This is a genomic window from Mesorhizobium sp. M4A.F.Ca.ET.022.05.2.1 (assembly GCF_003998845.1).
Classification (GTDB): domain Bacteria; phylum Pseudomonadota; class Alphaproteobacteria; order Rhizobiales; family Rhizobiaceae; genus Mesorhizobium.
In genome coordinates this window covers 1-20667 of sequence record NZ_RZOJ01000071.1, presented here as the reverse complement: position 1 = coordinate 20667, position 20667 = coordinate 1, and the positions used below count along the sequence as shown (strand labels likewise).

The 20667-nt window shown below is 64.6% G+C and carries 26 protein-coding genes and 1 pseudogene; 23 read left to right on the top strand and 4 right to left on the bottom strand.

Annotated elements, in window-relative coordinates; genetic code table 11:
- From EN745_RS11115 to EN745_RS11095, 5 genes and pseudogenes are all read left to right on the top strand, one after another.
- Nucleotides 1-276, top strand: a pseudogene (locus EN745_RS11115) (hypothetical protein); the annotation flags it as partial.
- Nucleotides 277-304: 28 nt separating this feature from the next.
- The gene (locus tag EN745_RS11110; RefSeq protein WP_127421244.1) at nt 305-607 is read left to right on the top strand and encodes an urease subunit gamma; all 303 of its coding nucleotides are present in this window, start codon (nt 305-307) and stop codon (nt 605-607) included.
- 10 nt (nt 608-617) lie between these two features.
- The gene (locus tag EN745_RS11105; protein WP_127405665.1) at nt 618-872 is read left to right on the top strand and encodes a DUF1272 domain-containing protein; all 255 of its coding nucleotides are present in this window, start codon (nt 618-620) and stop codon (nt 870-872) included.
- A 35-nt stretch (nt 873-907) separates the two neighbouring features.
- Nucleotides 908-1501, top strand: coding sequence for a HupE/UreJ family protein (locus EN745_RS11100; RefSeq protein ID WP_127405666.1), 594 nt, complete (start codon nt 908-910; stop codon nt 1499-1501).
- Between the two features lie 8 nt (nt 1502-1509).
- Nucleotides 1510-1815: an urease subunit beta gene (locus EN745_RS11095; protein WP_127421243.1), complete on the top strand. Its 306-nt coding sequence runs from the start codon at nt 1510-1512 to the stop codon at nt 1813-1815.
- 44 nt (nt 1816-1859) lie between these two features.
- Here EN745_RS11095 and EN745_RS11090 read toward each other — a convergent pair whose 3' ends face one another.
- Both EN745_RS11090 and EN745_RS11085 read right to left on the bottom strand, forming a co-directional pair.
- Nucleotides 1860-2351, bottom strand: a complete 492-nt coding sequence (locus EN745_RS11090) for a hypothetical protein (protein ID WP_126057053.1) — start codon at nt 2349-2351, stop codon at nt 1860-1862.
- Between the two features lie 129 nt (nt 2352-2480).
- A complete protein-coding gene (locus EN745_RS11085) occupies nt 2481-2852 on the bottom strand; it encodes a hypothetical protein (protein WP_126057052.1) in 372 nt (123 codons plus the stop codon).
- A 164-nt stretch (nt 2853-3016) separates the two neighbouring features.
- Here EN745_RS11085 and ureC point away from each other — a divergent pair, with 164 nt between their 5' ends.
- The 8 genes from ureC (at nt 3017) to EN745_RS11045 (ending at nt 9125) form a co-directional block, all read left to right on the top strand.
- The gene (ureC, locus tag EN745_RS11080) at nt 3017-4732 is read left to right on the top strand and encodes an urease subunit alpha (RefSeq protein WP_189363014.1); all 1716 of its coding nucleotides are present in this window, start codon (nt 3017-3019) and stop codon (nt 4730-4732) included.
- A 33-nt stretch (nt 4733-4765) separates the two neighbouring features.
- Nucleotides 4766-5200, top strand: a complete 435-nt coding sequence (locus tag EN745_RS11075; RefSeq protein WP_127421241.1) for a hypothetical protein — start codon at nt 4766-4768, stop codon at nt 5198-5200.
- Nucleotides 5201-5363: 163 nt separating this feature from the next.
- Complete coding sequence (locus tag EN745_RS11070; protein WP_127421240.1) at nt 5364-5969, top strand: glutathione S-transferase family protein; 606 nt, start codon at nt 5364-5366, stop codon at nt 5967-5969.
- Nucleotides 5966-6568: an urease accessory protein UreE gene (locus EN745_RS11065; RefSeq protein WP_127421239.1), complete on the top strand. Its 603-nt coding sequence runs from the start codon at nt 5966-5968 to the stop codon at nt 6566-6568. The genes EN745_RS11070 and EN745_RS11065 overlap by 4 nt, the downstream gene beginning before the upstream one ends.
- Nucleotides 6534-7226, top strand: a complete 693-nt coding sequence (locus EN745_RS11060; protein WP_189363013.1) for an urease accessory protein UreF — start codon at nt 6534-6536, stop codon at nt 7224-7226. The genes EN745_RS11065 and EN745_RS11060 overlap by 35 nt, the downstream gene beginning before the upstream one ends.
- On the top strand, nt 7223-7663 hold the full coding sequence (locus tag EN745_RS11055) for a DUF3995 domain-containing protein (protein WP_127421238.1): 441 nt from the start codon (nt 7223-7225) through the stop codon (nt 7661-7663). Before EN745_RS11060 ends, EN745_RS11055 begins: the two co-directional genes overlap by 4 nt.
- On the top strand, nt 7660-8292 hold the full coding sequence (gene ureG, locus EN745_RS11050; RefSeq protein WP_127421237.1) for an urease accessory protein UreG: 633 nt from the start codon (nt 7660-7662) through the stop codon (nt 8290-8292). The genes EN745_RS11055 and ureG overlap by 4 nt, the downstream gene beginning before the upstream one ends.
- Nucleotides 8293-8357: 65 nt before the next feature.
- Nucleotides 8358-9125, top strand: a complete 768-nt coding sequence (locus EN745_RS11045; protein ID WP_127421236.1) for a class II aldolase and adducin N-terminal domain-containing protein — start codon at nt 8358-8360, stop codon at nt 9123-9125.
- Nucleotides 9126-9207: 82 nt separating this feature from the next.
- On the opposite strand, the gene EN745_RS11040 is transcribed toward EN745_RS11045, so the two are convergent.
- Entirely contained in the window at nt 9208-9840 is a 633-nt protein-coding gene (locus EN745_RS11040; RefSeq protein ID WP_127421235.1) for an HAD family phosphatase, read from the bottom strand.
- Nucleotides 9841-10039: 199 nt separating this feature from the next.
- On the opposite strand from EN745_RS11040, the gene EN745_RS11035 reads away from it, so the two are divergent.
- Nucleotides 10040-10996 (top strand): sugar-binding transcriptional regulator, encoded by a 957-nt coding sequence (locus tag EN745_RS11035; protein WP_126057043.1) that lies wholly within the window; start codon nt 10040-10042, stop codon nt 10994-10996.
- A gap of 21 nt (nt 10997-11017) precedes the next feature.
- Here the strand turns inward: EN745_RS11035 and EN745_RS11030 are convergent, their stop codons facing one another.
- On the bottom strand, nt 11018-11203 hold the full coding sequence (locus tag EN745_RS11030) for a hypothetical protein (RefSeq protein WP_126057042.1): 186 nt from the start codon (nt 11201-11203) through the stop codon (nt 11018-11020).
- Between the two features lie 109 nt (nt 11204-11312).
- Between EN745_RS11030 and gcvA the strand changes: the two genes are divergently transcribed.
- The 9 genes from gcvA to EN745_RS10985 all read left to right on the top strand — a co-directional run.
- Complete coding sequence (gcvA, locus tag EN745_RS11025; RefSeq protein WP_126057041.1) at nt 11313-12221, top strand: transcriptional regulator GcvA; 909 nt, start codon at nt 11313-11315, stop codon at nt 12219-12221.
- A gap of 193 nt (nt 12222-12414) precedes the next feature.
- Nucleotides 12415-13725 carry a sugar ABC transporter substrate-binding protein gene (locus EN745_RS11020; RefSeq protein WP_126057040.1) on the top strand — a complete coding sequence of 437 codons (1311 nt, stop codon included), beginning with the start codon at nt 12415-12417 and terminating at the stop codon, nt 13723-13725.
- A 140-nt stretch (nt 13726-13865) separates the two neighbouring features.
- Nucleotides 13866-14738, top strand: coding sequence for a sugar ABC transporter permease (locus tag EN745_RS11015; protein ID WP_126057039.1), 873 nt, complete (start codon nt 13866-13868; stop codon nt 14736-14738).
- 11 nt (nt 14739-14749) lie between these two features.
- Nucleotides 14750-15574: a carbohydrate ABC transporter permease gene (locus EN745_RS11010; protein WP_126057038.1), complete on the top strand. Its 825-nt coding sequence runs from the start codon at nt 14750-14752 to the stop codon at nt 15572-15574.
- A 52-nt stretch (nt 15575-15626) separates the two neighbouring features.
- Nucleotides 15627-16631, top strand: a complete 1005-nt coding sequence (locus EN745_RS11005; protein ID WP_126057037.1) for an ABC transporter ATP-binding protein — start codon at nt 15627-15629, stop codon at nt 16629-16631.
- Nucleotides 16628-17398 carry an L-iditol 2-dehydrogenase gene (locus EN745_RS11000; protein WP_126057036.1) on the top strand — a complete coding sequence of 257 codons (771 nt, stop codon included), beginning with the start codon at nt 16628-16630 and terminating at the stop codon, nt 17396-17398. The genes EN745_RS11005 and EN745_RS11000 overlap by 4 nt, the downstream gene beginning before the upstream one ends.
- 173 nt (nt 17399-17571) lie before the next feature.
- Nucleotides 17572-19050, top strand: coding sequence for a mannitol dehydrogenase family protein (locus EN745_RS10995; RefSeq protein WP_127400347.1), 1479 nt, complete (start codon nt 17572-17574; stop codon nt 19048-19050).
- 20 nt (nt 19051-19070) lie between these two features.
- Complete coding sequence (locus EN745_RS10990; RefSeq protein ID WP_126057035.1) at nt 19071-19754, top strand: HAD-IA family hydrolase; 684 nt, start codon at nt 19071-19073, stop codon at nt 19752-19754.
- Nucleotides 19751-20667: FGGY family carbohydrate kinase (locus tag EN745_RS10985; protein WP_245487692.1), on the top strand; the 917-nt coding region annotated here is incomplete at its 3' end. The genes EN745_RS10990 and EN745_RS10985, both read left to right, overlap by 4 nt.

Sequence of the window (20667 nt, the reverse complement as noted above, 5' to 3'; positions counted from 1 at the left end):
CGCCTGCGGCGAGACCATCAGCAGCGTCGCGACCGCGGCGGCGCCGCCGCGGTCGCGACGCTGCTGATGGTCTCGCCGCAGGCGGAGGCTTTCCTCGATCCGGCGCGCGCCATCATCGGCGATGCCGGCGGCGCCAGCGTCTGGACCGTCAACCAATCTGGCAAGCTTCTTGCGAGGCTGTTCGCCGAGGACGGCTACCGGCTCCGCAAGCGGCTGGTTCCGCTTGTCGAATTGCTCAACGGACGGGCCGGCCTGCCCAAATTATGGTCACTCTGAAGCTGAATACGCCAATCCGGGAAGACGCATGAACCTGACGCCGAGGGAAAAGGATAAGCTGCTCATCGCCATGGCGGCGATCGTGGCGCGCAAGCGGCTGGAGCGCAGCGTCAAGCTCAACCACCCGGAGGCGATCGCTTTAATCACCGACTTCGTCGTCGAAGGCGCCCGCGACGGCCGCCCGGTCGCCGAGCTGATGGAGGCCGGCGCCCATGTCGTCACCCGCGCGCAGGTGATGGACGGCATCGCCGAGATGATCCACGACGTGCAGGTGGAGGCGACGTTTCCCGACGGCACCAAGCTGGTGACCGTGCACGAGCCGATACGCTGAGGAGGAAAAGATGCTGGAGCTGCGCCCGAACTGCGAATGCTGCGACAGGGACCTGCCGCCGGAGGCGACGGACGCATTGATCTGCACCTTCGAATGCACCTTCTGCGCCGATTGCGCCGGAAACGTGCTCGGCGGCGTCTGCCCGAACTGCGGCGGCAATTTTACGGCGCGGCCGATCCGGCCGGCGCCCATGCTGAAGAAATACCCTGCTTCCACCAAACGCGTGCTCAAGGCCGAGGGCTGCGGCCCCCGCGTGGCCGCCTGACCGTCCCCAGAGAAGGCATAAGAGAAGGCATATCGATGATCTCAACTTCGACGAAACGCACCACGCTGACTGCCGTCATGCTGCTGGCGGCGGCGATGCCCGCCTATGCCCATGTCGGAGTCGGCACGACCTCGTCCTTCGCCGCCGGCTTCATGCATCCGCTGTCCGGCCTCGACCACATGAGCGTGATGGTCGCGGTCGGCCTCTGGGCGGTGCTCAAGGGCGGCAAGGCGATATGGGCATGGCCGCTGGCCTTCGTCGGCGTCATGTTGGCGGGCGGCGCGCTCGGCATGATGCAGGTGCCCGTACCCTTCGTCGAGCCAGGCATTCTCGCCTCGGTCGTGGCGCTTGGCCTGCTGGTGGCACTTGCGGTTGACCTGCCTGTCTCGGCCGGTGTCGCCATCATCGGCCTGTTCGCGCTGTTCCATGGCCAAGCCCATGGCACTGAAGTGCCCGAAAACGCGGGCGGCCTGGAATACATCGCAGGTTTTGCCGTCGCCACCGCGCTGCTTCATGCCACCGGCATCGCCGCCGCGCTCGGCCTCGGGTCACGCTTTCGTAGCCTTGCCCGCGCCGCCGGCGCGGCTTGCGCGGCGGTTGGCGTCGGCCTCGTCTTCGGCGTCCTGTGAGGTTGGCGATGATCCCCGGCGAAGTCATCACCGCCAAAGGCGATATCGAGCTCAACAAGGGCCTGCCGACGCTGACGCTGAAAGTCGGCAACAGCGGCGACCGGCCGATCCAGGTCGGCAGCCACTATCATTTCTTCGAGACCAATGAAGGGCTGAAATTCGACCGCGAGGCCGCCAGGGGCATGCGCCTCGACATTGCCGCCGGCACGGCGATCCGCTTCGAGCCGGGGCAGGAGCGCGACGTCACGCTGGTGCCGCTCGGCGGCAAGCGCGAGGTCTACGGTTTTCAGCAGAAGGTGATGGGCAAGCTGTGAGGCCGATGGCGCCTGGAGCTGTCGGTCCATTCCGCGCTTCCGGCTCAGCCCGGCGGCTTGGCCGCCGCATAAATGACGACCTTACCCGGATCGTCGAAGGCGACGGCGACGACGTCCTCTGCCTGCACGCGCCGCGAATCGATGGCGTTGAACAGCAGCGCGTTGGCTTCGATCTCCTTGCGCAGCTCCGCGATGTCGTCCCGATGCTGCTCGATCTTGCTCTCGATCACCGGCGGCGGACCGCCTTCGCTGCGCGCGGCGTCGGTGAGGAACACGATATCGACCTTGTCGAGCTTGGAGGTCTTTCGCACCGCGCCGATGTTCTCGCGCGTCCGGTCGATCGCGGTGGCGACTTTGCCGGCCTCGTCGGTGGTCTTGGTCTCTTCTTGCTTGACCTCGGAGCCGACGATCCGGTCGACCGTCTCCTTGTTTTCGAGCCCTTGCGCCTTCAGTCCGGCAACGGGCGCCGTTGCCAGCAGCAGCGCCATGGCGGCAGCACTTTGCAGCCTTGTAGCGGGACAGGGGTTGATCGCCATCGCTCGCTCCTGAGGGGGATCGTTTCGGGACGCGGTGCAGCGCGAAAAGAACGAAACGACTCCCGCCCGGCGAAGGTTCCCTCTCTAATGCCATGGGCGGGCCAGGTGCCGGCCCGCCACGACACGGCGTCAGCTCGCCTTCTTGGTGATAAGGGTCAGCGCACCATCGGTGTTCATGCTGGCCGCGATCACTTGCGCCGAGGTGAGCCCCTTGGCTTCCAGCGCCGACTTCACCTTGGGCGTCGCGTCGATCGAGCTGCGCAGTTTCTGCAGGCCGGCTTCACCGCGCTCGGCGATCACCTGGTTGACCTGCGTCTGGGTGTCCTTGGGCAGTTCGGTGATGTCGACGATATTGACGCTCTGGATCGTCGGCACGGCCGGCTGCGCGCTGGGCGCCGTGGGAGCGGTCGGCGCGGGCTGCGGTGCAGGCTGCTGCTGGGCGCTGGCGGCACTCGCCAGCATCGCGGCAGCGGCGGCCGCCAGAAGTGTCGTTTTGCGCATGGATTTTCCTTCCATCGATTTGGCAAACGGTCGTTTCGGGGTGACTCGCCCACCTCAACCGCCAAATGGGAACACAAGGTGTCGCCCAGCGGGTCATTGCGTGACCATAGGGTGGCGCCAATGTGGAGCCCGCCTTCGATCGGGCCGCTTTTCGGGAGCAAGTGCTGATGGCTAGAATTACCCGCGCCGCCTATGCGCAGATGTACGGCCCGACAGTCGGCGACAAGGTGCGGCTTGCCGACACCGAGCTGATCATCGAGGTCGAGAAGGATTTCACCCTCCACGGCGAGGAGGTGAAATTCGGCGGCGGCAAGGTGATCCGCGATGGCATGGGCCAGAGCCAGGTGTCGCGCGCGCAGGGCGCCGTCGACACCGTCATCACCAACGCCTTGGTGATCGACGCCTCCGCCGGCATCTTCAAGGCCGACATCGGCCTCAGGGACGGCCGCATCGCGGCGATCGGCAAGGCCGGCAATCCGGACATGCAGGACGGCGTCACCATCATCATCGGCCCCGGCACCGAAATCATCGCCGGCGAGGGCAAGATCCTCACCGCCGGCGGCTTCGACGCGCATATCCACTTCATCTGCCCGCAGCAGATCGAGGAAGCGCTGATGAGCGGCATCACCACCATGCTCGGCGGCGGCACCGGTCCGGCGCATGGCACCTTGGCCACCACCTGCACGCCGGGCCCGTGGCACATGGCGCGGATGATCCAGTCCTTCGACGCCTTCCCGATGAACATCGGCCTGTCCGGCAAGGGCAATGCCTCGCTGCCGCCAGGGCTGGAAGAGATGGTGCTTGCCGGCGCCTGTTCGCTGAAGCTGCACGAGGACTGGGGCACGACGCCGGCCGCGATCGACTGCTGCCTGTCGGTCGCCGACGCCTATGACGTGCAGGTGATGATCCACACCGACACGCTGAACGAGTCCGGCTTCGTCGAGAACACCGTCGCAGCGATCAAGGGCCGCACCATTCACGCCTTCCACACCGAGGGCGCCGGCGGCGGCCATGCGCCCGACATCATCAAGGTCTGCGGCCTGCCTAACGTCATCCCGTCCTCGACCAATCCGACAAGGCCTTACACGGTGAACACGCTGGCCGAGCATCTCGACATGCTGATGGTCTGCCATCATCTGTCGCCGTCGATCCCCGAGGACATCGCCTTCGCCGAAAGCCGCATCCGCAAGGAAACCATCGCGGCCGAAGACATCCTGCACGACATAGGCGCCTTCTCGATCATCTCCTCCGACAGCCAGGCCATGGGCCGCGTCGGCGAGGTGGCGATCCGCTGCTGGCAGACGGCAGACAAGATGAAGCGCCAGCGCGGCGCGCTGCCTGAGGAGACCGGCGACAACGACAATTTCCGCGTCCGCCGCTACATCGCCAAATACACCGTCAATCCGGCCATCGCGCATGGCCTGTCGAGGGAGATCGGCTCGGTGGCGGTCGGAAAACGCGCCGATCTGGTGCTGTGGAACCCGGCCTTCTTCGGCGTCAAGCCGGAGATGGTGCTGGTCGGCGGCTCGATCGCCGCCGCTCCGATGGGCGATCCAAACGCCTCGATCCCGACGCCGCAGCCGATGCATTACCGGCCGATGTTCGGCGCCTACGGCAAGGCACTGACCAACTCCTCGGTGACCTTCGTCTCGAAGGCCGCGCTCGACGCCGGCCTGCAAGGCAGGCTCGGTGTCGACAAGGCGATGGTCGCGGTCGAAAACACGCGCGGCGGCATCGGCAAGCACTCGATGGTGCTCAACGACGCCACGCCTCACGTCGAGGTCGATCCGGAAACCTACGAGGTGCGCGCCGACGGCGAGTTGCTGACCTGCGAGCCGGCGACCGTGCTGCCGATGGCGCAAAGGTATTTCCTGTTTTAGGATTTGATGTGCCCACGAAATATCGGACGCATCATGAATGAGCAGAAGAAGCTGGCGTTGATTTCCAGGATGGGAGCGCTGCAAAAATACAACGGTGGCGTTGCCCCCTTCACCATGCCGCTTGTTACACTGGAAGAGTATTTTGACGGGGCTGAGGGTGCAGCCGGATTGCTCTGCAACAGTCCGGAGGCGCCGGACAATGAGACAATTCTGGCTACGTTTCACTCAATCCGAAAAAGGCCTGAAGTTCACGACGTTCGCATCGTAATCGTGCAGTGTGATGACGGAGAATGGCCATTCTCAGACAAGGTCGTTGTCACAACACGCGCCACCGAAGAAGATGTCATTGGCTGGTTGCCGCCTGGGTTTGAACCGGCCGAAACCTGGGAAGGCGATGTGGATCATTTACCGGCCGAGCAAGTCGAAGTTCCGGCGGGCCACCGAAAGCTATGGCTCTGGTATGACTGACCTTATTGATCCCACCGAAATCGCCTCTCCGCACGACGTCTTCCCGCGAATCCGCATTCACCAGGTATCGTTCATCCTGCGGCTCTTCGACACCATCGTCTGAGCGCCATTGGGCGGATGGACTGGATGAGCTACGCTTCGTTGGAAAGGCAGGTTTGGAGCCATGTACAAGGCCGTCGGATCGCGCGGGTCCCGGGTCAGCCGCGTCCTGTGGATGCTCGAGGAGCTCGGGCAGCCCTATGAATTCCTCGAGGTCAAGCTGCGCTCGCCCGAAGCTTACGCGCTCAACCCCTCCGGCAAGGTGCCGATCCTGATCGACGGCGATCTGAAGGTCACCGATTCCGCGGCGATCTGCGTCTATCTTGCCGAAAAGCATGCCGACAAAGGCATGGGCGCCAATCCGGGTCTCGCCGGCCGCGCCGAGATGGATTCCTGGATGCATTTCGCCCAGTCGGAATTCGAGGCGCCGCTGTGGAACAAGCTGCGCCACCGCTTCATTCTGCCGAAGGAAGTCCGCGTCGATGTCGGCCCCGCCGCCGCCCACGATTTCGCTGCGGAGGTCAAGGCGCTCGATCGTCGGCTCGGCGACAAGCCTTTCGCGCTCGGCGACCGATTTTCCGCGGTCGATGTGCTGCTCGGCGACATGGGCAGCTGGGCGCGCGCCGGCCGGTTTCCGATCGAGTCCGAACGCGTCAATGCCTATTTCGAGCGCGTGCTGTCGCGTCCCGCCCGCGCGCGGGCGCAAGCTAATGGCGGAGCCATGAGATGAAACTGAACATCAACACCGACTTCACCAAATTCCCGCGCGCGATCTCCGTTCTCGCAGCGGACAAGGCCGGAGCGATCGCGCCCTACGCCAGGGCCGTGCTTGCCCATGACGAGCGGCATCTGCGCCGCCGCGCCATCGAGACGGAGAGCGGTGACAAGGTGCTGGTCGACCTGCCGGAGCCGGTGGCGCTGAACAATGGCGACCGGCTGGTGCTGGAGGACGGCCGCCAGCTCGAAATCGTCGCAGCACCCGAGGACGTCTACGATATCCGAGCCCGCGATGCCGTGCATCTCACCGAACTCGCCTGGCATATCGGCAACCGTCACCTCGCCGCCGCGATCGAGGCGGAGCGCATCCTCATCCTGCGCGACCATGTCATCAAGGCGATGCTGGAGGGATTGGGCGCAACGGTGAGCGAGGTCTCCGAGCCGTTCAAGCCGGTGCGCGGCGCCTATTCCGGCCATGGCAGCCATGATCATGGTCACGCGCACAGCCATGCCGAAGCGCACTCCCATGCGCATAGCGAGCATTCTCACAGCCACGCGCACAGTCATTCCCATTCGCATGATGACGACCACCATCACCACCACCATGACTGAGCCCGGCATCGCCATGCTGCGGCTGATGGCGTGGCTGTCGCCGGCCTTTCCGGTCGGCAGCTTCTCCTATAGCCATGGCCTCGAGCGCGCCGTGCAGGACGGTCTGGTCGCCGACAGGCAAAGCCTTGCCGCCTGGCTGGACACGCTGGTCGAGATGGGTTCGGGCTGGAACGACGCCGTGCTGTTTGCCGAAAGCTGGCGGTGCGCCCGCGATAGTGGCGACCTCGGCGAGATCGCCGCTCTCGCCGAGGCCTTGGCAGGTTCGCGCGAGCGCCATGCCGAGACCATGCTGCAGGGCGCTGCCTTCCTCAAGGCTGCATCGGCCTGGGCCAGTCCTGTGCTGGGGCGCCTGCCGGCCGATTGCCCCTACTGCGTCGCGGTCGGCGCCGTCGCCGGCTGCAATGGCATCGGTCTGCCGGACGCGCTCTCCCCCTTCCTGCAAACCTTCTTCTCGAACCTCGTCCAGGCGGCGATCCGGCTCGGCGTCGTCGGCCAGGTCGACGCCACCGCATTGTTAGCCGGCTTTGAGCCGCTTGCGCTTACCACCGCCGCCCGCGCCGCCGCCTCCACGCTCGACGATCTCGGTGGCTGCGCCTTCGTTTCCGACGTCATGGCGATGCGTCACGAAACCCAATATTCCCGGTTGTTCCGCTCATGATCGTGCTCGCCTTCGCGCTTTCCCTTGTCCTGCTCATTATCACCGCGGTGCATGTCTATTGGGGCATTGGCGGCATCTGGCCGGGCACGGATGCCAAATCCTGCGCACGTGCCGTCGTCGGCTTCCGCGGCGTCGACGAGATGCCGTCGCCTGGCGCCAGCTTTGCCGTTGCCGCCTGTCTTGGCCTGGCGACGCTTTGGCCGCTGGCGCTTGAGGGCGTCTTTGCCTCGCCCTTTCCCAAGGCGGGCCTCGCCGCCACCTCGTTGCTCATCGCGCTGGTTTTCCTCGGGCGCGGCATTGCCGGCTTCACGCCATGGTGGCGCCGGCTGGCGCCCGAACAGCCTTTCGCGCGGCTCGACGTCAGCTACTATTCGCCGCTCTGCCTGCTGATCGGGGCAGGCTTCGCAATCCTCGCCATCACGGAGTTTTCCGCATGACCCAGGCCAACGGTCCCCTTCGCATCGGCATCGGCGGTCCCGTCGGTTCCGGCAAGACGACGCTCACCGAAAAGCTCTGCAAGGCGCTGCGCGACGACTTCTCCATCGCCGTCGTCACCAACGACATCTACACCAGGGAAGACGCCATGATGCTGGCCCGGCTGCAGGCGCTGCCGGAGGAGCGCATCGTCGGCGTCGAGACGGGGGGGTGCCCACACACCGCTATCCGCGAGGACGCCTCGATCAATCTGCAGGCGATCGCCGAACTGAACCGCAAATTTCCGGACCTCGACATCATCTTCATCGAATCCGGCGGCGACAATCTCGCCGCCACCTTTTCACCGGACCTTGCTGATCTCACCCTCTATGTCATCTCGGTCTGCCAGGGCGAGGAGATCCCGAGAAAGGGCGGGCCGGCCATCACCCGCTCCGATTTCCTGATCATCAACAAGAGCGATCTGGCGCCCTATGTGAACGTCAAGCTCGACGTGATGGAAAGCGATGCCGCCCGTATGCGCGGCAAGCGGCCGTTCGGCTTCACCGACCTGTCGCGCGGCAAGGGCCTCAAGGAGGTGATCGAGTTCATCGTCGAGCATGGCGGGTTGCAGTCGGCGCGCCCGGCGGCCTGACCCACGAGTTTGCCGTTGCTGGCTGGCCTTCAGAGCGGCATTGTCGCCAAACCGGAGGATTTTCGATGAGCATCGCCCGCCTGCAGAAGGAACCGCTGAGCAACCTGCCCTTCTATGAGGAGCGCGTCGACCTCGCCTGCGCCTTCCGCTGGACGGCGCGGCTCAACATGCATGAGGCGGTGGCCAACCATTTCTCGCTGGCCGTCAACGACGACGGCACCAGATTCCTGATGAACCCCAACCAGGTGCATTTCTCGCGCATCAAGGCGAGCGACCTGCTGCTGATCGACGCCAACGATCCCGATACGCTTTCCGGCCCCAACGCGCCCGATCCGACGGCCTGGGGCCTGCACGGCGCCATCCATCGCAACGTGCCGCATGCGCGCTGCGTCATGCATGTGCATTCGATCCACGCCACCGTGCTCGCCTCGCTGGCCGACTCGACCCTGCCGCCGATCGACCAGAACTCGGCCACCTTCTTCAACCGCCATGTCGTCGACGCCCACTATGGCGGGCTGGCCTTCGAGGAGGAGGGCGAGCGCTGCTCGCAGCTTCTGACCGATCCCAAGGTGAAGGTCATGGTCATGGGCAATCACGGCGTGCTGGTCATCGGCGACACTGTCGCCGACACCTTCAACCGCATGTTCTATTTCGAGCGCGCCGCCGAGACCTACATCAAGGCGCTGTGGACCGGCCGTCCGCTGCGCACCCTGTCCGACGCCATCGCCGAGAAGACCGCGGCTGAAGCCAACGACTATCCCGGCCAGGCCGAACGCCATCTCGCCGAGCTGAAGGCGATCCTCGACGAGCAGGAACCGGTCTACCGGAACTGAGCCGCCATTCTCCCTTCTCCCCGTTCACGGGGACAAGCGCCGGCAGGCGGATGAAGGGCGGCGCCGATGTATGCGAGTTCGCTTAGAGCCCTAATTGCGTCCGCAGTTCATCAGCACTATCGATCACGATCGCCCCCGGCGGCCCAGCCATCGGCGCTTCCGGCCAGAACATCGTGCGCATCCCCGCCGCAAGACCGGCCATGGCGCCGGTCAGGCTGTCGTCGACCGCGACGGATTGCGCCGGATCGACCTCGGCCAGATGAGCGGCGCGCAGGAACGGCTCGGGATAGGGCTTGCCTTCGCGCACGTCGTTGCGGCTGATCGTCTTCATGCCGGGGTAGATCAGGCCGACGGCGCGCAGATTGGCGTCGACGATCAGCCGGTCGGAATTGGAGACAACCGCTTGCTCGACACCGCGTTCGCGCAATTCGTTGAAGATCTCGATCGCGCCTGGACGCGGCTTCAGCGTCTCGGCCAGCGGCAGGTAGTGATCGTATTTGCGCACGATCCAGTCGTCGAACGGCAGGTCGAGCCCGAATTCGGCGCGCAGCATTTCGTAGACCGGCCAGGCGGCGACGCCCAGCACACGCTCGTGCAGATTGATCGGCGGCGCGATGCCGACGCTGCGCAGCGCCGCCACCAGGGCCGCCTCGTGCAACGGCTCGCTGTCGACCAGCGTCCCGTCCATATCCCAGAAAACCGCTTTCGGCGTCATGCAAGGCTCCTTTGCCGATCCCCATAATCGGTTTGCGTGCCGAGATAAACCGTCAAGCAGGCCTTCCTTTGCCGCCGTCCCCATTCCAGGTCGCATCGGGAGTGCAGGCAATTGCCCTGTCGATAGGCAATTGCGCGTTGGCACATTCCCTGTAAGCTAGTGGTACCCGCGCCCTGTTGGGCGGGTTTGGGAGGCAGAAGTGAATTCGCGGCAGGACAGCGGCAGCAACCGGTTGGACGACGCGGCGCGCGCCGGCTGGCTGTATTATGTTGCCGGCAACACGCAGGACCAGATCGCCTTGACGCTTGGCATTTCCCGCCAGACGGCGCAGCGGCTGGTGTCGCTGGCGGTCTCGGAAGGGCTGATCAAGGTGCGTGTCGACCACCCGATCGCCAATTGCCTCGACCTCGCGGCGCGGCTCAAATCGCGCTTCGCGCTCGATCTGGTCGAAGTGGTGCCGAGCGATCCCACCTCGTCCTCGACGACGATCGGCGTCGCCGAGGCGGCGGCGGCGGAAATCGAGCGGCGGCTGCGTTCCCCGGAACCCCTGGTCATGGCGATCGGCACCGGGCGCACGCTGAAGGCGGCGATCGAGCAGCTGCCGCCGATGGAATGCCCGCAGCACAAGGTGGTGTCGCTAACTGGCAACATCTCGCCGGATGGCTCGGCCGCCTTCTACAACGTCATCTTTACCATGGCCGATCGAGTCAAGGCACGCTCCTTCCCGATGCCGCTGCCGGTCATCGCCTCCTCGCCGGAAGAGCGGGACATGCTGCTCAGCCAGCCGATGATCCAGCCGACGCTGGCGCTGGCGGCGGAAGCCGACGTCACTTTCGTCGGCATCGGCGATCTCGGCCCCAAGGCCCCGCTCTACGAGGACGGCTTCATTTCCGAGGGCGAGTTGAAGTCGCTGCAGAAAGCGGGCGGCATCGCCGAGATCGTCGGCTGGGTGTTCGACCGCGAGGGCCGCATGATCGAGGGCATAACCAATGACCGCGTGTCCTCAGCGGCGCTGCCGTCGCGCGAAAGGTCGCTGGTCATCGCGCTCGCCATGGGTGAGCGCAAATTGCCCGGCATCCTTGCCGCCGTGAACCGGCGTCTGGTCAACGGCCTCATCACCGACGAGCGGACGGCGTCCGCGCTGCTGGCCAGTTGATTGGCGATAAAATCGCGATGTCTATTTGTGGCGTCCGCAGGGATCGTTGCCATCAAGAAAACCCATGTCGCGCTGCAGATGGGGCGACAATTCCCTGACGTCGACATAGCTGCGCCTGCGGCGCGCCAACCGCGAAAATTCCCTTGCCAGCACGGAAAACCAGCCATTCGCAGGGGTAGAAACAAGTCTTTCCTGGATCGTGGTCATGATCGTCAGCCTTGCTATGCTTGAACTGTGTTGATCGTCGACCCCAAATATCGGGATGATTGGCAGATGCTTCCAATCAAACGTCGATCATGACCCATAAAGAGGCCTTATGCCCGATCTCACCGCCCGACAGTTTGCCCAGCTCCCGCCGCTGCAAGCGATCCGCGTGTTCGAGGCCGTAGCCAGGCACCTCTCCTTCACCAAGGCCGCCGAAGAGCTTGGCATGACGCAGGCGGCCGCCAGCTATCAGATCAAGCTGCTCGAAGAGCGTATCGGCGCGCCGCTGTTCCTCCGCCTGCCGAAGCAGATCGAACTGACCGAACCCGGTCAGCGCCTGGCGCCGGCCGTCAGCGAGGCTTTTGCGCTGCTGAGCGGCGCCTATTCGGCCGCGCGTGCGGGGGCCGACGGCGTGCTTTGCGTCTCCACCCTGCTCACCTTCGCTTCGAATTGGCTGGCCCAGCATCTGGGCTCCTTCCAGGTCGCGCATCCCTCGCTCGCCGTGCGTGTCGACACCTCGAACCGTGTCGTCGATTTCGCCCGAGAAGATATCGACATCGCCATCCGTTCCGGCGGCGGCAAATGGCCGGGCGTGGAAACGCATATGCTGTTCAGGGCCGATTTCACCCCGGTGCTCAGCCCCAAGCTTGCGGCAAGTATCGGCGGTGTCAAGGAGCCGGCCGACCTGCTCAAGCTCCCGATCCTCGATCCGGGCGACATCTGGTGGCAGGAGTGGTTCGCACTCGCCGGTCTCCCGGCCGAAGAGCTCGCCAATCGCCCCGGCACCAGCATGGGCGCGCAAGCCTATGAGGCCAATGCCGCGATGGCCGGCCAGGGCGTGGCGATCGTCACCAGGGCCCTGTTCAAGAACGAACTTGCCGACGGGCGGCTGATCCAGCCTTTCGATCTGGTCGGCGACGATGGCCATGCCTATTGGCTGGTCTATCCGTCGGCGCGCCGCAACGTGCCGAAAATCCGCGCCTTCCGCGACTGGATCCTGGCCGAGATCGCCTGCCAATAGGCTGATCTCCAAAAACCGTCGCTGGTAAACTCTGCCGGCTCCTCTCAACGCATCCGCCTGTGAGCTTTCGCGCAGCGGTGCATGGGTCATTTTCTGCGCTGCAGCATCGAATCCGGCTTGACATAATTCACGCTAAGTGAGTAATTGCTCACAGCCAAGGCAAATGCTCACTTTGGTTTATGGGAGGAATTTGATGAAACTTCGCACGCTCACTTTGGGCCTGTTGTCGGCTAGCGCCCTTGCGTTCGCCGCGCATGCCGAATCCATCACCATCGCCACCGTCAACAATGGCGATATGGTCCGCATGCAGAAGCTGACCGACGACTTCACCAAGAAGAACCCCGACATCCAGTTGAACTGGGTCACGCTCGAAGAAAACGTGCTGCGCGAGCGCGTCACCACCGACATCGCCACCAAGGGCGGCCAGTACGACGTCATGACCATCGGCACCTATGAGGTTCCGATCTGGGCCAAGCAGAGCTGGCTGCTGCCGCTCGACAAGCTCGGCGACGACTATGACGTAAAGGACATCATCCCGGCTATCGCTGGCGGTCTATCGGTCGACGGCAAGCTCTATGCCGCGCCCTTCTACGGCGAGAGCTCCTTCGTCATGTACCGCAAGGACCTGATGGAGAAGGCCGGGCTGACCATGCCCGATGCGCCGACCTGGGACTTCATCAAGCAGGCCGCCGACAAGATGACCGACCGCGCCAACGGCGTGAACGGCGTCTGCCTGCGCGGCAAGGCCGGCTGGGGCGAGAACATGGCCTTCCTGACCGCCATGTCGAACTCCTTCGGCGCCCGCTGGTTCGACGAGAACTGGAAGCCGCAGTTCGACCAGCCCGAATGGAAGAACACGCTGCAGTTCTATGTCGACCTGATGAAGGCCGACGGTCCTGAGGGCGCCTCGTCCAACGGCTTCAACGAGAACCTGGCGCTGTTCCAGCAGGGCAAGTGCGGCATGTGGATCGACGCCACCGTCGCCGCCTCCTTCGTCTCAGACCCGAAGAACTCCACCGTCGCCGACAAGGTCGGCTATGCGCTGGCGCCCGACAATGGCCTGGGCAAGCGCGGCAACTGGCTGTGGGCATGGTCGCTGGCAATTCCCGCCGGCACGCAGAAGGCGGAAGCGGCCGAGAAGTTCGTCTCCTGGGCAACCTCGAAGGGCTATCTCGATCTGGTCGCGGCGAAGGAAGGCTGGGCCAACGTTCCGCCGGGAACGCGCACCTCGCTCTACAACAACGCCGAGTACCAGAAGGCGGCGCCCTTCGCCAAGATGACGCTGGACTCCATCAACGCGGCCGACCCGACGCATCCGACGGTCAAGCCGGTGCCCTATGTCGGCGTGCAGTTCGTCGCCATTCCTGAGTTCCAGGGTCTCGGCACCACCGTCGGCCAGCTGTTCTCGGCGGCCCTCGCCGGCCAGTCGAGCGTCGACGACGCGCTGAAGCAGGCCCAGGACGCAGCCACCGCGGCGATGACCGAGGGCGGCTACATCAAGTAAGGCTCCTCCCGGTGCCGAACGCCGGTAGCGCATCATGACCGGCATTGGCCGCCCGAAACCCAGTTCGGGCGGCCACCTTCACAATCAAGAAAATTGTGACGCAACTCTAAAATCCGGCTGACATTTGGAGGGTGACCGTCATGGCTACTCAGCAGACCCGTTCGCTTGCCCGCTTCATGATGGCGCCATCGGTGATCCTACTGTTCGTCTGGATGATCGTGCCGCTGGCCTTCACGCTCTGGTTCTCGTTCCTGCAATACAATCCGCTGAACCCGATCCGCGACGGTTTTGTCTGGTTCTCCAACTACAAGCTGTTCTACTCCAACCCGGCATTCTTTGCGGCCATTCTCAACACGCTGACCATCGTCGTCAGCGTGCTGGTGATCACGGTGGTCGGCGGCATCCTCCTGGCGATGCTCATCGACCAGCCGATGTGGGGACAAGGCATCGTCCGCATCCTCGTCATCTCGCCGTTCTTCGTCATGCCGCCGGTAGCGGCGCTGGTCTGGAAGAACATGATCATGCACCCGCAATACGGCGTCTTCGCCGATATTGCGCGCTTCTTCGGCGGCCAGCCGATCGACTGGTTCGGCCAGCATCCGCTGACCGCCGTTATCATCATCGTCGCCTGGCAGTGGCTGCCCTTCGCCACGCTGATCCTGTTGACCTCGCTGCAGTCGCTCGACGGCGAGCAGAAGGAGGCGGCCGAGATGGACGGCGCCGGCTTCCTTAGCCGCTTCATCTATCTGACGCTGCCGCACATGTCGCGCGCCATCACCGTCGTCATCCTGATCCAGACGATCTTCCTGCTCTCGGTCTACGCCGAGATCCTGGTCACAACCAATGGCGGCCCCGGCTACGCCTCCACCAACCTGCCCTTCCTCGTCTATCAGAAGGCGCTGCTCGAATTCAAAATCGGCCAGGCATCCGCCGGTGGCGTGATCGCCGTCATTCTCGCCAATATCGTCGCCTTCTTCGCCATGCGCGCAGTCGGCAAGAACCTCGATAAGTAAGGGAGGATAAGATGGCACGCGCAGTCACCACCCAGCACAAGACGATCGCCACGGTGGCGGCCTGGATCGTCGCCCTGCTGATCTTCTTCCCGATCCTTTACACGATCATCACTTCGTTCAAATCGGAGCAGGAGGCGATCCAGGGCTTCGCCCTGATCCCTTCGGGGACGTTCGAGAGCTATTCCGAGGTCCAGGCGCAGAGCGGCTATTTCAAGTTCTTCCTGAATTCGGTGATCCTGTCGGTTGGCTCGACCATCCTGGCGCTCATCATCGCCATCCCGGCGGCCTGGTCGATGGCCTTCTCGCCGACCAAGCGCACCAAGGACATCCTGATGTGGATGCTGTCCACCAAGATGATGCCGGCGGTCGCGGTGCTGTTCCCGATCTACCTGATCTTCCGCGACACCGGCTTGCTCGACAGCCGCGTCGGTCTGATGGTCATGCTGATGCTGATCAACCTGCCGATCGTGGTCTGGATGCTCTACACCTATTTCCGCGAAATCCCGGGCGAGATCCTGGAGGCGGCGCGCATGGACGGCGCCTCGCTATGGAACGAGATCGTCTATGTGCTCACCCCGATGGCGGTGCCGGGCATTGCCTCGACCATGCTCTTGAACATCATCCTGGCCTGGAACGAAGCCTTCTGGACGATCCGGCTGACCACCACCGAGGCCGCGCCGCTGACCGCCTTCATCAGCTCCTTCTCCAGCCCGCAAGGCCTGTTCTGGGCCAAACTGTCGGCGGCCTCGACGCTGGCGATCGCGCCGATCCTGATCATGGGCTGGTTCAGCCAGAAGCAGCTGGTGCGCGGCCTGACATTCGGCGCGGTGAAGTAGTAGGGCGCCGCAAGCGGCGGACGACGGACAATAATCCCTCGGGGAGGAAACCATGGGAAACATCACGCTCAAGAACGTCTCCAAATCCTTTGGGTCGACGACGATCATTCCGAACATCGACCTGGTCATCGAGGATGGCGAGTTCGTCGTGTTCGTCGGTCCGTCGGGCTGCGGCAAGTCCACGCTGCTCAGGCTGATCGCCGGGCTGGAGGACACCAGCGGCGGCACCATCAACATCGACGGCCGCGACGTCACCGGCGAGGCGCCGGCCAAGCGCAAGCTGGCCATGGTGTTCCAGTCCTATGCGCTCTATCCGCACATGACGGTCGCCAAGAACATCGCCTTCCCGCTGAAGATGGCGGGCGAGGACCAGGCGACCATCGACAGGAAGGTCAAGGACGCCGCGCGGGTGCTCAACCTCACCAACTACCTCGAGCGTCGTCCGGGCCAGCTCTCCGGCGGCCAGCGCCAGCGCGTCGCCATTGGCCGCGCCATCGTGCGCCAGCCTTCGGCGTTCCTGTTCGACGAGCCGCTGTCCAACCTCGACGCCGCACTTCGCGGCACCATGCGCCTGGAGATCAGCGAACTGCATCATCAGCTCAAGACGACGATGATCTACGTCACCCACGACCAGGTCGAGGCCATGACCATGGCCGACAAGATCGTCGTGCTCAACGCCGGCAATGTCGAGCAGGTCGGCTCGCCGATGGAGCTCTACAAGACGCCGAAGAACCTGTTCGTCGCCGGCTTCATCGGTTCGCCGAAGATGAACCTGATCGAAGGCGCGCCGGCGGCGAAATACAGCGCCAAGACCATCGGCATCCGGCCCGAGCACATGAACATCTCGACCACGGCGGGCGACTGGAAGGCGACCGTCGGCGTCGCCGAGCATCTCGGCTCCGACACCTTCCTGCATGTCCAGGCCGACGGCGTCGGCACCTTGACGGTGCGCGCCGACGGCGAGCTCGGCGTCCATCATGGCGACACCATCTATCTGACGCCGGACCAGACCAAGCTGCATCGCTTCGGGCCCGACGGCAAGGCGATGGCCCGGTGAGGCTCAAAGGCAAATCGGCGCTGATCACCGGGTCGGCGCGCGGCATCGGCAAGGCGTTCGCCGAAGCCTACGCGCGCGAGGGTGCGACAGTGGCGGTTGCCGACATCGATCTGGCGGCCGCCGAAAGGACGGCGGCCGCTATCGGCGACAAGGCCTACGCCGTCAAGCTCGACGTCACCGATCAGGCCTCCATCGAGGCGGCGGTGAAAGCGGTGGAGACCAGGACCGGCGGCCTCGACATATTGATCAACAACGCCGCCATCTTCGACCTCGCGCCGATCGTCGAGATAACCAGGGCGAGCTACGACAAGCTGTTTTCGGTCAACGTCGCCGGCACGCTGTTCATGCTGCAGGCGGCTGCCCGTTCGATGATCGCCGGGGGCAAGGGCGGCCGGATCATCAACATGGCAAGCCAGGCCGGCCGCCGTGGCGAGCCGCTGGTCGCGGTCTACTGCGCCACCAAGGCCGCCGTCATCTCGCTCACCCAGTCGGCCGGGCTCGACCTGATCAAGCACCGCATCAACGTCAACGGCATCGCTCCCGGCGTCGTCGACAGCGACATGTGGGACCAGGTCGATGCGCTGTTCGCCAGATACGAGAACCGGCCGAAGGGCGAGAAGAAGCGGCTGGTTGGTGAGGGCGTGCCATATGGGCGCATGGGCAGGCCGGAAGACCTCGCCGGCATGGCCGTGTTCCTGGCCAGCGAAGAGGCCGAATACATCGTCGCCCAGACCTACAATGTCGATGGCGGCCAATGGATGAGTTGACGGGGATGAGTTGAGGGGGAAGGCGCCTCTCCCTGCCTCCGGGGAGAGGCCGCCGCCGGGGCAGGCGAGGGGCAGCAGAATGCTGGCAGGCAGATGCCGCCCCTCACCGCCGCTCCTTCTCTCGAGGGATCGGGGGAATTGTCAGGCCATGTATCGGCCAAAGGGTAAAGCAGATGACCGTTAAACTCTCTTCCTCAAACCTTGCCAAGCTCCCCCCGAACGTCTCCGGTCCGAACTATGACCGCGCCGGGCTTAAGGCCGGCATCGTACATTTCGGCGTCGGCAACTTTCATCGCTCGCACCAGGCCGTCTATCTCGACGACCTGTTCAACGCGGGCCTTGGCCATGATTGGGCGCTGATCGGCGCCGGCGTCTTCGCGGGCGAGAAGATCGGCCGCGCCAAGCTCGAGGAGCAGGACTGGCTAACCACGGTGGTCGAGCAGGACTCCGGCCATATGAGCGCCCGCGTCACCGGCGGCATGATCGATTTCCTGATGCCGGGCGAAGCCGCCGCGATCATCGAACAGCTCGCCGACCCGGCGATCCGGATCGTCTCGCTGACCATCACCGAAGGCGGCTATTTCATCGATCCGGCTTCCGGCGAGTTCAATCCGACCCACCCCGACATCGTCGCCGACGCGCAAGCAGGTGCCACGCCGAAGACCGTGTTCGGCCTCATCCTTGCCGGGCTGGTGCGCCGTCGCGCCGACGGCATCGTGCCGTTCACCGTCATGTCCTGCGACAACATCCCCCATAACGGCCACGTCACCTCCGACGGCGTCATCGGCCTGGCGCGGCTGATCGACGAGGCTCTCGCCACCTGGGTGAAGGACAACGTCGCCTTTCCAAATGGCATGGTCGACCGCATCACGCCGGCCACCACCGACCGCGAGCGCGGCATCCTCGCCAGCGATTTCGGGCTGGAGGACAACTGGCCGGTGTTCTGCGAGCCGTTCCGGCAATGGGTGCTGGAGGATCATTTCACCGCCGGACGGCCGCCGCTGGAAAAGGTCGGCGTGCAGTTCGTCAAGGACGTCGCGCCCTACGAATTGATGAAGATCCGCATCCTCAATGGCGGCCATGCCACGATCGCCTATCCGGCCGGGCTGATGGACATCCATTTCGTGCATGAGGCGATGCAGGAGCCCCTGGTTCGCGGTTTCCTCGCCAAGCTGGAACGCGACGAGATCATCCCGACCGTGCCGCCGGTGCCGGATACGGTGCTGGAGGATTACTACCAGCTCATCGAGCGCCGCTTCTCCAATCCAAAGATCGGCGACACCATCCGCCGGCTCTGCCTCGACGGCTCCAACCGGCAGCCGAAATTCATCATTCCGACCATCGCCGACCGGCTGACGGCGGGCAAGGGCGTCGCCGGCCTCGCGCTGGAGTCCGCGCTGTGGTGCCGCTACTGCTTCGGCACCACCGACAGCGGCGCCGTCATCGAACCGAACGATCCGAGCTGGGACCGCCTGCGGGCGACCGCCAGGGCGGCGAAAGACGCCCCCGGCGCCTGGCTTGCCATGGAGGACATCTATGGCGATGTCGGCCGTTCCGCCGCCTTCGCCGAGGCCTTTGCCCATGCGCTCGACGTCTTGTGGGCAAACGGCGCGCGCGAGACGCTGACGCGCTATCTCGCCGGCCAGCTCTGAAGCCGCCGGAAGCAGCCAGGATGACGCCTGAACTGGTCATCTTCGACTGTGACGGCGTGCTGGTCGACAGCGAGGCGCTGTCGGTCTCGGCACTGCTCGGCATGATCGCGCTCGCCGGCGGCATGGTCTCGGAGGATGCCGCCTACGAGCACTTCCTCGGCAAGAGCATGAAGAGCGTGCGCGAGATCCTCGGCAGCGAGTTTGGGCTCGAGATCAGCGACCAGCACCTCACCACGATGCGCGTCGACCTGATGCGCAAGTTCCGTGAGGAATTGAAGCCGATCCCCGGCATCAAGGAGGTGCTACCGAAACTTGGCCTGCCTTTTTGTGTCGCGTCCTCCGGCACGCTGGAGCGCATCCGCTACGCGCTCGAGGTCACCGGGCTGCTCGGGCTGATGGAGCCGCATTTGTTCAGCGCCGCCATGGTCAAGCGCGGCAAGCCGGCGCCGGACCTTTTCCTCCATGCCGCCGCCAGCATGCGGGCAAAACCGCGCAAATGCCTGGTCATCGAGGACAGTCCGGCCGGCGTCGCCGCGGCCCGCGCGGCGGGGATGCGGGTCTTTGCCTTCACCGGCGGCTCGCATGCCGACAACCCCGCCTTGAAAGCGCGGCTTGCGTCGAGTGAACCGGACTTTATATTCGCTGACATGCTGCAATTGCCCGATCTGATTGCAGGCCTGGGAGCGAGAGTAAAAGCATCTTGACCAACAGTTTCGTTTGCGCGGTCGATGTCGGCACCGGGAGCGCCCGCGCGGGCATTCTCGACTCCCGTGGCACCCTGCTCGGGCGCGCCGATCATCCGATCGCCATGCATCAGCCCAAGGCCGATCACGCCGAGCATGATTCGCGCGATATCTGGTCGGCCGTCTGCAAGGCCGTGCGCGCCGCCGTCGCCAAGGCCGGGGTCGCGGCCGATGATGTCGTCGGCATTTCCTTCGACGCCACCTGCTCGCTCGTGGTGCGAGGCAGGGATAGCGAACAACTCAGTGTTTCGGTCACCGGCGAAAAGCGCTGGGACACCATCGTCTGGCTCGACCATCGCGCCATCGCCGAAGCCGACGAATGCACGGCGAGCGGCCACGCCGTCCTCGATTATATCGGCGGCGTCATGTCGCCGGAAATGGCGACGCCCAAGCTCATGTGGCTGAAGCGCCATTTGCCCGGAACATGGAACGAAGCCGGCTATCTGTTCGACCTCACTGATTTCCTGACCTGGAAGGCGACCGGCTCGCTGGCTCGCTCGCAATGCACGCTGACCGCCAAGTGGACCTATCTGGCGCATGAGAAGACAAGCTGGCGGCGCGACTTCTTCGAGGCCGTTGGCCTCGGCGACCTGTTCGAGCACGGCAATTTGCCGGAAAAGGCCAGTCCGGTTGGCGCCGATATCGGCCCGTTGACGGCGCAAGCGGCGGCAGAGCTGGGCCTGACCGAAAAATGCCGGGTCGGCGCCGGCGTCATCGACGCCTATGCCGGCGCGCTCGGCGTCCTCGGTGGCTTTGCCGGCGACGAAAAGAACATCAGCCGGCATCTGGCGCTGATCGCCGGCACCTCTTCCTGCGTCATGGCGATGTCGCCCGACCCGCAGCCCTTCGCCGGCGTGTGGGGGCCATATTATGG

Coding starts and splice junctions, on each gene's coding strand:
- EN745_RS11110 (WP_127421244.1), top strand. CDS start 305: ATGAACCTGACGCCGAGGGAAAAGGATAAGCTGCTCATCGCCATGGCG.
- EN745_RS11105 (WP_127405665.1), top strand. CDS start 618: ATGCTGGAGCTGCGCCCGAACTGCGAATGCTGCGACAGGGACCTGCCG.
- EN745_RS11100 (WP_127405666.1), top strand. CDS start 908: ATGATCTCAACTTCGACGAAACGCACCACGCTGACTGCCGTCATGCTG.
- EN745_RS11095 (WP_127421243.1), top strand. CDS start 1,510: ATGATCCCCGGCGAAGTCATCACCGCCAAAGGCGATATCGAGCTCAAC.
- EN745_RS11090 (WP_126057053.1), bottom strand. CDS start 2,351: ATGGCGATCAACCCCTGTCCCGCTACAAGGCTGCAAAGTGCTGCCGCC.
- EN745_RS11085 (WP_126057052.1), bottom strand. CDS start 2,852: ATGCGCAAAACGACACTTCTGGCGGCCGCCGCTGCCGCGATGCTGGCG.
- EN745_RS11075 (WP_127421241.1), top strand. CDS start 4,766: ATGAATGAGCAGAAGAAGCTGGCGTTGATTTCCAGGATGGGAGCGCTG.
- EN745_RS11070 (WP_127421240.1), top strand. CDS start 5,364: ATGTACAAGGCCGTCGGATCGCGCGGGTCCCGGGTCAGCCGCGTCCTG.
- EN745_RS11065 (WP_127421239.1), top strand. CDS start 5,966: ATGAAACTGAACATCAACACCGACTTCACCAAATTCCCGCGCGCGATC.
- EN745_RS11060 (WP_189363013.1), top strand. CDS start 6,534: ATGATGACGACCACCATCACCACCACCATGACTGAGCCCGGCATCGCC.
- EN745_RS11055 (WP_127421238.1), top strand. CDS start 7,223: ATGATCGTGCTCGCCTTCGCGCTTTCCCTTGTCCTGCTCATTATCACC.
- ureG (WP_127421237.1), top strand. CDS start 7,660: ATGACCCAGGCCAACGGTCCCCTTCGCATCGGCATCGGCGGTCCCGTC.
- EN745_RS11045 (WP_127421236.1), top strand. CDS start 8,358: ATGAGCATCGCCCGCCTGCAGAAGGAACCGCTGAGCAACCTGCCCTTC.
- EN745_RS11040 (WP_127421235.1), bottom strand. CDS start 9,840: ATGACGCCGAAAGCGGTTTTCTGGGATATGGACGGGACGCTGGTCGAC.
- EN745_RS11030 (WP_126057042.1), bottom strand. CDS start 11,203: ATGACCACGATCCAGGAAAGACTTGTTTCTACCCCTGCGAATGGCTGG.
- gcvA (WP_126057041.1), top strand. CDS start 11,313: ATGCCCGATCTCACCGCCCGACAGTTTGCCCAGCTCCCGCCGCTGCAA.
- EN745_RS11020 (WP_126057040.1), top strand. CDS start 12,415: ATGAAACTTCGCACGCTCACTTTGGGCCTGTTGTCGGCTAGCGCCCTT.
- EN745_RS11015 (WP_126057039.1), top strand. CDS start 13,866: ATGGCTACTCAGCAGACCCGTTCGCTTGCCCGCTTCATGATGGCGCCA.
- EN745_RS11010 (WP_126057038.1), top strand. CDS start 14,750: ATGGCACGCGCAGTCACCACCCAGCACAAGACGATCGCCACGGTGGCG.
- EN745_RS11005 (WP_126057037.1), top strand. CDS start 15,627: ATGGGAAACATCACGCTCAAGAACGTCTCCAAATCCTTTGGGTCGACG.
- EN745_RS10995 (WP_127400347.1), top strand. CDS start 17,572: ATGACCGTTAAACTCTCTTCCTCAAACCTTGCCAAGCTCCCCCCGAAC.
- EN745_RS10990 (WP_126057035.1), top strand. CDS start 19,071: ATGACGCCTGAACTGGTCATCTTCGACTGTGACGGCGTGCTGGTCGAC.